Source organism: Novosphingobium sp., assembly GCF_049240505.1.
Taxonomy (GTDB): Bacteria; Pseudomonadota; Alphaproteobacteria; order Sphingomonadales; family Sphingomonadaceae; genus Novosphingobium.
This window is the reverse complement of record NZ_JBMLSM010000059.1, coordinates 1-8,206: the sequence shown is the minus strand read 5'-3', so window position 1 is coordinate 8,206 and position 8,206 is coordinate 1. Positions and strand designations below refer to the sequence as shown.

At 62.1% G+C, this 8,206-nt stretch carries 7 protein-coding genes; 3 read left to right on the top strand and 4 right to left on the bottom strand.

Going from position 1 to position 8,206, the window contains the following annotated elements:
• Positions 1–298: 298 nt before the first annotated feature.
• Both ACOVQ0_RS05020 and ACOVQ0_RS05015 read right to left on the bottom strand, forming a co-directional pair.
• Positions 299–1,732, bottom strand: coding sequence for a coniferyl aldehyde dehydrogenase (locus ACOVQ0_RS05020; protein ID WP_421880942.1), 1,434 nt, complete (start codon positions 1,730–1,732; stop codon positions 299–301).
• A gap of 41 nt (positions 1,733–1,773) precedes the next feature.
• Entirely contained in the window at positions 1,774–2,601 is an 828-nt protein-coding gene (locus tag ACOVQ0_RS05015; protein ID WP_421880939.1) for a prepilin peptidase, read from the bottom strand.
• A 70-nt stretch (positions 2,602–2,671) separates the two neighbouring features.
• On the opposite strand from ACOVQ0_RS05015, the gene ACOVQ0_RS05010 reads away from it, so the two are divergent.
• A complete protein-coding gene (locus tag ACOVQ0_RS05010; RefSeq protein WP_421880935.1) occupies positions 2,672–3,868 on the top strand; it encodes an acetyl-CoA C-acyltransferase in 1,197 nt (398 codons plus the stop codon).
• Positions 3,869–3,913: 45 nt separating this feature from the next.
• Here the strand turns inward: ACOVQ0_RS05010 and ACOVQ0_RS05005 are convergent, their stop codons facing one another.
• Positions 3,914–4,381 carry an SH3 domain-containing protein gene (locus ACOVQ0_RS05005; protein WP_421880932.1) on the bottom strand — a complete coding sequence of 156 codons (468 nt, stop codon included), beginning with the start codon at positions 4,379–4,381 and terminating at the stop codon, positions 3,914–3,916.
• Between the two features lie 130 nt (positions 4,382–4,511).
• Here ACOVQ0_RS05005 and ACOVQ0_RS05000 point away from each other — a divergent pair, with 130 nt between their 5' ends.
• On the top strand, positions 4,512–5,531 hold the full coding sequence (locus ACOVQ0_RS05000; RefSeq protein ID WP_421880929.1) for a 2-hydroxyacid dehydrogenase: 1,020 nt from the start codon (positions 4,512–4,514) through the stop codon (positions 5,529–5,531).
• Between the two features lie 128 nt (positions 5,532–5,659).
• The gene (locus tag ACOVQ0_RS04995) at positions 5,660–6,979 is read left to right on the top strand and encodes an ammonium transporter (RefSeq protein ID WP_421880927.1); all 1,320 of its coding nucleotides are present in this window, start codon (positions 5,660–5,662) and stop codon (positions 6,977–6,979) included.
• 947 nt (positions 6,980–7,926) lie between these two features.
• Here the strand turns inward: ACOVQ0_RS04995 and ACOVQ0_RS04990 are convergent.
• On the bottom strand, positions 7,927–8,130 hold the full coding sequence (locus tag ACOVQ0_RS04990; protein WP_421880924.1) for a hypothetical protein: 204 nt from the start codon (positions 8,128–8,130) through the stop codon (positions 7,927–7,929).
• Positions 8,131–8,206 lie beyond the last annotated feature (76 nt).

Below are 8,206 nucleotides of genomic sequence, written 5' to 3'. Positions count from 1 at the left end.
GGCCCCCCCTGCGGCCCCCCCACGCCCATTGGCAGAAACACGAATGCGGATGAAAGCGCCAATGCGATCCCAAGGAAGATCAGGATCGGCAGGTATTGAGCCAAGTATGAAGTTTGGTCGACCAAAGGGCTGACTCGCGTAGCTGCAAGGTTCGCCAGCGCCCTAGTCCCGCCTTCGCCTTCGCGCAAGTGGTGTGCACCGCACTAAGGGCGGATTTGCCCGCCCTTTTCCCCTGATCCCGACCAATCCAGCACCAAAGTCCACCAGTCGCCAACTGCCGCGGGATTGTATGTGGCGCTTACTTTAGCTGCATCTTCAGCGTGCGGGCCGTCGCAGCACCGTATGGAGGTTTCAGACCCGCAATCTTCGCCAGATCTATCTTCGGCTGCGTATAGATTGCGCGGGCATGGCTGAACGCGCGAAAGCCTTCGATTCCGTGATAACTGCCCATGCCCGATGGACCGATCCCGCCGAACGGAAGATCGTCCGCCGAGACATGAAAAATAACATCGTTGACCGTGACACCACCCGAAATCGTGTTGGTCAGAACCTGTTCGCGCTCTGCCCCATCCTGACCGAAGTAATAAAGCCCCAGCGGACGGTCGTGGGCATTGATATAATCGATCGCCTCATCGATCCTGCGATAGGTCTTCACCGGCAGGACCGGCCCGAAAATCTCATCCTGCATCACTTTCATGTCATCAGACACGTTTCGCAGGATCGTCAGCGGCAGCTTGTTTCCGTTTGAACCGTCAAAGTTCTCGTTGCCGGGATTGACGACGATAGCCTCCGCACCCTTGGCCACGGCATCATCGACCAATCCCGTCAGCCTGTCACGATGGCGGCGGTTGATGACCGATGTGTAATCGTCGTTGGCCAGCAGCGTAGGATACATCTGCGCAACGCTGCCCTGCACCGCGCCAATCGCCGCCTGCTCAAGCTCTTCCGGCACCAGCATGTAATCGGGCGCAAGGCAGATCTGCCCCGCGTTCATCATCTTGCCCAGCGCGATCCGCTCTGCCGCACGCGCCACGTCTGCGCTGCGCCCCAGGATCGTGGGAGACTTTCCGCCAAGCTCCAGTGTTACGGGCACCAGATTGTCGGCAGCGGCGTGAAGCACACGCTTTCCGATGGATGTCGCACCGGTAAACAGCAGGTGGTCGAAGGCCAGCCCACAAAAGTCCTGCCCGGTCTGCGGACCGCCAAGGATCACGGCCACTTCATCGGACGCGAAGAACTTCGGAAACAGTTCCGCCATCAATTCCGATGTGCGTTCGGTAAATTCGCTGGGTTTGAGCATGGCCCGGTTGCCCGCGGCAAAGGCCTGCGCCAGCGGTCCCATCGTCAGCCCCACAGGGAAGTTCCACGGCGCGACGATACCGATCACGCCTTTCGGTTCATACCGTACCTGCGCTTTCGCACCGAGAAGGTTCAACGGAAAATTGACATGGCGCTTTTCGGGCTTGCTCCATGCCTTCATCCGCTTCTGCGAATAGCGGATCAGGCTCAACGCCGGCATCACATCGGTCAGCATTGATTGTTCGTGGCTGCGATGGCCAAAATCCGCGCTCATCGCCCGCGCAAAGTCCGCGCCGTGGTCCAGCATCATTCTGGCGCAGCGTTCAAGCCGGTCGTGCCGGGTTGAAAGCGGTTCAGGGCGAGCAGTCGTAAATGCGCTGCGCTGATGATCCAGTGCGGCCTGCATCTCCGCGCGGTCGGTTTCCTTGAACATCTGCCCTCCCCCCAAGGCCGAATCGGAAAAGGCTGATTCGGCTATCCCGGCCCTTGCAGTAGGAACAGTGGCCATGCCGTAGCGGCAAGGCAGGTTCCCAGCGGCAGCGCCGTGTCGGCGGCGATACTACGCTTGCTTACAAGCATGACAATAGCCGCCGCAATCCCGATGATGCTGGCCCCCAGCATGACCTCCACCACACCCAGCGGCCCCAGCCACAAACCGATCGCCCCCAGCAGCGGCGGATCACCCGCCCCCATGCCGTCGCGCCCGCGCGCTTTCAGATAGACGCGCGCAATCAGCCAGAGCATCCCAAACCCCAGCGCACCTCCGGCCAGAGAAACCACAGTCGGGTCAAGGCTTTGCAAACGCCACGTTTCGGCCAAGACCACCGCAATACCGCTCATCGCCAGCCACGCGACAAGCAACCTCGGCAACCACAAATGCCGCATGTCCAGCATCGCCAGCAGCAGCAGTTGCCAGCCCAGCACCATCGCTGCCAGCGCATGGCCTTCACGCGCAAACAGCACCGCGCCCACGGCAATCGCGGCCCCACCCAGTTCGCAGGCAAGCTGCCACGCACCAATGCTTCCGCCGCAGGTGCGACACTTTCCCCGCAAGGCGATCCACGAAATGACCGGAATCAGTTCGCCCACGGTCAGCGCGCGCCCGCAACCATCGCAAGCAGAGCGCCCCCGCACGATTGACCGCTGTTCCGGCAACCGGGCCAGTGTCGCGCCCAGAAAACTGCCGATCACAGCGCCCAGCACCGCCGCACCGCTTATCAGCAGCCAAAACGGCACCAACGCCGCGTTGATTTCCGTGACGGTCAGACCCAGCCCCCATTTGCTTTTGCTGCAGTGCAGCACTATTAGCGTTCCCAAGTCTATCGTAACAGGCACGCAACGCGCACTCAACGAAGAGAGAGGCAGTCAAGTCATGGCACAATTCTCATCAGCCGATCCTGTCGTCATCCTGTCCTATGCCCGCACTCCGATGGGCGCGATGCAGGGTTCGCTCGCCGAAGTTGCGGCAACCGATCTCGGCGCAACGGCGGTCAAGGCTGCGGTAGAACGCGCAGGCGTTTCGCCCGACAGCATCGAGCGAATCTACATGGGCTGCGTGCTGCCTGCCGGTTTGGGTCAGGCCCCTGCCCGCCAGGCCGCGATCAAGGCCGGGTTGCCCAAATCGGTGCAAGCCACCACGGTCAACAAGGTCTGCGGTTCGGGTATGCAGACGATCATCATGGGCGCTGAAGCGCTCGCTTCGGGCAGTGTCGACGTGATCGTCGCAGGCGGCATGGAATCGATGACCAACGCCCCCTACCTGCTCAAGAAGCACCGTTCGGGCGCGCGCATCGGCCACGATACCACCTATGACCACATGTTCCTCGATGGTCTGGAAGACGCCTACGAAGCTGGCCGTGCGATGGGCACTTTCGCGCAGGATACGGCAAACGCCTATCAGCTGACCCGCGAACAGCAGGACACCTACACGGTCGAATCGCTCCGCCGCGCACAAGCTGCGGTGACCGATGGCACCTTCACCGACGAAATCGCGCCCGTCACGGTAAAAACCCGTGCGGGCGAAGTCGTCGTCGATACCGATGAAGCCCCCGGCAAGGGCCGTCCCGACAAGATTCCTTCGCTCAAGCCCGCCTTCGCCAAGGACGGCACGATCACGGCTGCCACCTCCTCGTCGATTTCCGATGGCGCGGCTGCCGTGGTTCTCGTGCGCGAAAGCGTTGCCAAGGCGTCCGGTCTTGCTCCGGTGGCAAGGATCGTCGCTCTTGCAGCACACGCGCAGGAGCCGAAGGACTTCACCACCGCACCGGTGGGCGCGATGCAGAAGGTTCTCGAAAAGGCTGGCTGGTCCATCGCCGATGTCGATCTTTTCGAAGTGAACGAAGCCTTCGCCTGCGTCGCCATGTTCGCGATGCACGACCTCGGCATCCCGCACGAAAAGATCAACGTCCACGGCGGCGCGACCGCGCTGGGCCACCCCATCGGCGCTTCGGGTACGCGCATCGTTACCACCCTGCTTGCGGCGCTAAAAAAGCATGGCAAGACCAAGGGCGTTGCCAGCCTCTGCATCGGCGGCGGCGAAGCTACGGCGCTGGCAGTCGAACTGGTTTGATCATCACATCCCCCGGCCCACAAGATCGGGGGATTTCTCTATCAGCTAGGGTTTGCCCGCGCCCCAGACGCTCGACGCTTTCGCAAAACCCTTACGCCCGTCCACATCGAACTCGCACCAGCCAGCGTTGCAATCGCCCACCTTGCCAATGACGCCCGGCCCCACCCGCCACAGCACACGGCCGCTCCCGTCCTTGTTCTGCCGAAGGCCGGTGATGCCGCCTTTCACGATGCCGGCGCGAGCGCGCGTCAGGAACTGCGACAGTATCCATCCCCGCGCGCCTTCCGGGTCCTCGACCAGACGCCAGCTTCCCATGACGCGCAGCACCTTCAACGGCACGCCCTTGCGCACGTAAGTCCAGTTGATGCGATATTCGCGCCCTGGCCCCACGCGCATGTTGGCAGTGTCCTTGGCGGTGGACACCCAATAGGGCACGCCATCATCCGCATCCTGCGCCACGGCCGGAACAGCGGCAAACATAAGGGCCAGACTGGCTGCAATGCGCGATATCATGGCCAAGCCGTCGCAAAATCGCGCGCAAAGGGCAACACCTGCCGCCACGCTGTCCACCATGACGGTAGCGCCCCGCGCTTGACCGCCGCCCCCTTGACCGCCGCCCTGCGTCGGGCCTAGCGTTCATGCCATGCCGAGTTCCGCCGACTATCGCCCCGCCCGCCGCGTCGAAGGCAAGCCCCGCGTGTTCGTCACGCGCCGCCTCCTGCCCGAAACCGAAGCGCGCATGGCCGAACTGTTCGACGTCACGCTCAACGCGCAAGATAGCCCGCTCACGCGCGATGAACTCGTCGCAGCGATGCAAAGCGCGCACGTCCTCGTGCCCACCGTCACCGACCAGATCGATGCAGGCCTGATAGCGCAGGCTGGCCCGCAACTCGGCCTCATCGCCAATTTCGGCGCAGGCATCGAACATATCGACCTGTCCGCCGCCCGCGCCCGCAAGATCATCGTCACCAACACGCCGGGCGTCTTCACCGACGACACGGCCGACATGGCGATCGCCCTGATCATCTCGGTCAGCCGTCGCCTCAACCACGGCGGCCGCACCCTGCGCGCAGGCAATTGGGAAGGTTGGGCGCCCTCGACCATGCTCGGCCACCGCCTTGCCGGAAAGACGCTGGCGATCCTCGGCATGGGCCGCATTGGCCAAGCCGTAGCCTACCGCGCCCGCGCCTTTGGCTTGAACGTCGCCTACCACAACCGCCACCGCCTGCCCGAAGCGCTGGAAACGATGTTCGGCGCGCGCTTTGAACCCGATCTCGACCGGCTGGTGGCTGATGCCGATATTCTCACCCTCCACTGCCCCGCCTCCCCCGAAACGCACCACATCATCGATGCGCGCCGCCTCTCACTGATGAAGCCGGAAGCCTATCTGGTGAACACCGCCCGCGGCCAGCTGGTCGAGGAGGAAGCCCTCATCGCCGCCCTCGTCGAAGGCCGCATCGGCGGCGCCGGGCTGGACGTGTTCGAGCATGAGCCACAGGTCGATGCCCGCCTGCTCGCCCATCACAACGTCGCCATCCTGCCGCACATGGGCAGCGCCACGTTCGAAGGCCGCCTCGCTTCGGGCGACAAGGTCGTTGCCAACATCCGCTTCTGGGCCGATGGCCATCGCCCGCCCGATCAGGTGCTGGAAGGTCTGGTCTGACCTGACCGCCGTCCCCGTTTCGCACAACAATCGATAACCGCGCCGCTTGTGCACTGCCACAATATTCCCCTAAAGCCTCTGGCGAGAGGATCTGGCGCAGGCATCTGCGCGGGAGGGGAGTTCTGTTGATGCGAAACCTGATGGCGGCATTCGTCGCTCTCTTTGCCCTGCTGCTGCCCACGCTGGCGGCAGCACAAACCGGCCTTGAAGCCGTCAGTGTCGAAGACGTGGCCGATACCGGCGATACCGCCTGGATTCTCGTATCCTCTGCTTTCGTGCTGATGATGGCCATGCCCGGCCTCACCCTGTTTTACGGCGGCCTCGTCCGCGCCAAGGGCTTCCTTGCGGTTCTGGTGCAAGTCGGCGCGATTGCCGCCGTCGCTTCGGTGCTGTGGGTCATGGTCGGCTACACGCTGGCCTTTGGCGATGTTGCGGGCGGCTGGCTAGGCAGTGGCAACGCATGGATGCTGCTCAACCTCGGCAACGTGCGCGCGGGCACGACCATTCCCGAAAGCGCCTTCGCGCTGTTCCAGATGTGCTTTGCGCTGATCACGCCTGCCCTGATGGCGGGCGCATGGGTAGACCGCGCCCGCTTCGGCTGGGTCGTGGCGTTCTGCGCGCTTTGGGGCCTGATCGTCTATGCCCCTGCGGCCCACTGGGTGTGGGGCGGCGGCTGGCTCGCCACCAAGTTCGGCACGATGGATTTTGCGGGCGGCATCGTCGTTCACACCACCGCCGGTATCTCGGCGCTCGTCGTCGCCATGCTGCTGGGCAAGCGCGCGGGCTTCCCCAAGACGCTGATGCTCCCGCACAGCCCCTCGCTCACGATGGCGGGCGCAGCGCTGCTCTGGGTGGGCTGGTTCGGCTTCAACGGTGGTTCGGCCCTCGCCGCCAACGATGACGCGGCCTCGGCGATCATCAACACCCATGTCGCCGCTTGCGTCGCCGCGCTGGTGTGGATCGCCATCGAAAAGCTCTCGGTCGGCAAAGCCACCTCGGTCGGCTTCGCCACCGGCGCCATCGCAGGCCTTGCCACCGTCACCCCCGCCGCCGGATACATCGCGCCCGGTGCGGCCATGCTGTTCGGCGCACTGGCTGCCGTGGTCTGCTACCCGATGATCCAACTGGTCAAGCAGCGCCTCCAGATCGACGATTCGCTCGACGTTTTCGCCGTCCACGGCGTCGGCGGCATGCTCGGCTCGGTCCTGCTGGCGGTGTTCATCTCGGAATCGTTCGGCGGCACCGGCTACAACGAAGGCATGGACCTCGCCCGGCAGGTCGTCGCGCAAGTCGCTGGCGTAGGCATCGTCGCGCTATGGAGCGCCTTCGCCACCGTAGTCTGCGCGCTGATGGTCTCGATGGTCATCCCGATGCGCGTCACCGAGGACGAAGAACGCGAAGGCCTCGACATCACCAGCCACGGCGAACGGGCGTGGGAAATGGATTGAGTTTGGCGCTGGGAGGGGTTTGTGCCTCTCCCAGCGTTGGGTGGCATTCATTGATTTTTATCATGGCCTATTGTTCAGATCTCGACAGGATATCGGACATTTTTTTGGCGACATTGCGCACCCCTTGACTGCCTCAATTCAAATCCTTGCTTGCAATCACCTCCTCAAACTGCTGGTCAGGTAATCGTGATTAGCCCATTTCTTGCTTCCATGCTGTTGGCCACTGGCACAACGGGCGCGCCAGACATTTCGATCGATGGGCAAGATATGCAAGGCCTAGCCTGCGGACAAATGGGCGGAGCAGACTATTGCTTTCCAAGCGATGCTGTAAACGGCTGGAAAACTTTTAGCGGCTCGTTGTGGGTTCACATTCCAATTCCGTCGCATCAGCAGGAAGATTGTTTTCGAGTAACGGATGATGGGCGGCGCGAGTTAAGCGTCATGGAAGCCACGCCAAATGACACAATGGACCAGCAAGCCCAGCGCGTACTTGCACATGTGCAGGAAACTTTAGCCGCTCCGCTAGTGCCCATATCGTGGAATGGGCTGGACTGCTTTAAGAGTGGTTATAAGACCGGGTGGTCGTGCGTGATAAATGGAGCCGCCTTATCCGAAGGTATGACATTAATTGAATGTAACGGATCTGAAGACGTACCGGTACCACATTGCAGTCAAAGATATTACACTCGGCACCTCGAAGTTCGTGTGACTTATGTCGTGCGTTGTGGTGTGTATTGGCGTGAAATGAACCGCCAAATAGACACGGTCTTATCCCACGCAACATCGATAGCTAAATCAAGATTTTCCCGGTAGGCTTGCCCTCCACCCCACTGCCGCCATTCCGTCAGTCTGATCGCCGTTCCGGAAGCCGCCATTCATCCGGCCAGCAAAACACCCTCAAATCCCAAAACCCACTATCGTCGCCCCGTGCTTGACACGGGGCTTGGCTACCTTTCAACGTCGGCTTCCCGCACTTCCCCCGCCGGATACCACTGGTCCCAAAGGTCCAGCCAATCGGGATTGTCCGCCTCGATCAGCGCGAATTTCCATTCCCGGCGCCATTTCTTCACGAGTTTCTCGCGGGCGATGGCGGGTTCGATCTCCTCATGCCGTTCGGCATAGACCAGCCTTGTCTTGCCAAAGTCGCTCACGTGGATCGAGCCGTCACCTTCACGGTGTTGAAGGACAGTTCACAGGAGCCGTAAGGCGACATCTACCTTTACGATT

What these genes read in the sequence shown, in the direction of transcription:
- ACOVQ0_RS05020 (WP_421880942.1), bottom strand. Translation starts at nt 1,732, where the DNA reads ATGTTCAAGGAAACCGACCGCGCGGAGATGCAGGCCGCACTGGATCAT.
- ACOVQ0_RS05010 (WP_421880935.1), top strand. Translation starts at nt 2,672, where the DNA reads ATGGCACAATTCTCATCAGCCGATCCTGTCGTCATCCTGTCCTATGCC.
- ACOVQ0_RS05005 (WP_421880932.1), bottom strand. Translation starts at nt 4,381, where the DNA reads ATGATATCGCGCATTGCAGCCAGTCTGGCCCTTATGTTTGCCGCTGTT.
- ACOVQ0_RS05000 (WP_421880929.1), top strand. Translation starts at nt 4,512, where the DNA reads ATGCCGAGTTCCGCCGACTATCGCCCCGCCCGCCGCGTCGAAGGCAAG.
- ACOVQ0_RS04995 (WP_421880927.1), top strand. Translation starts at nt 5,660, where the DNA reads ATGCGAAACCTGATGGCGGCATTCGTCGCTCTCTTTGCCCTGCTGCTG.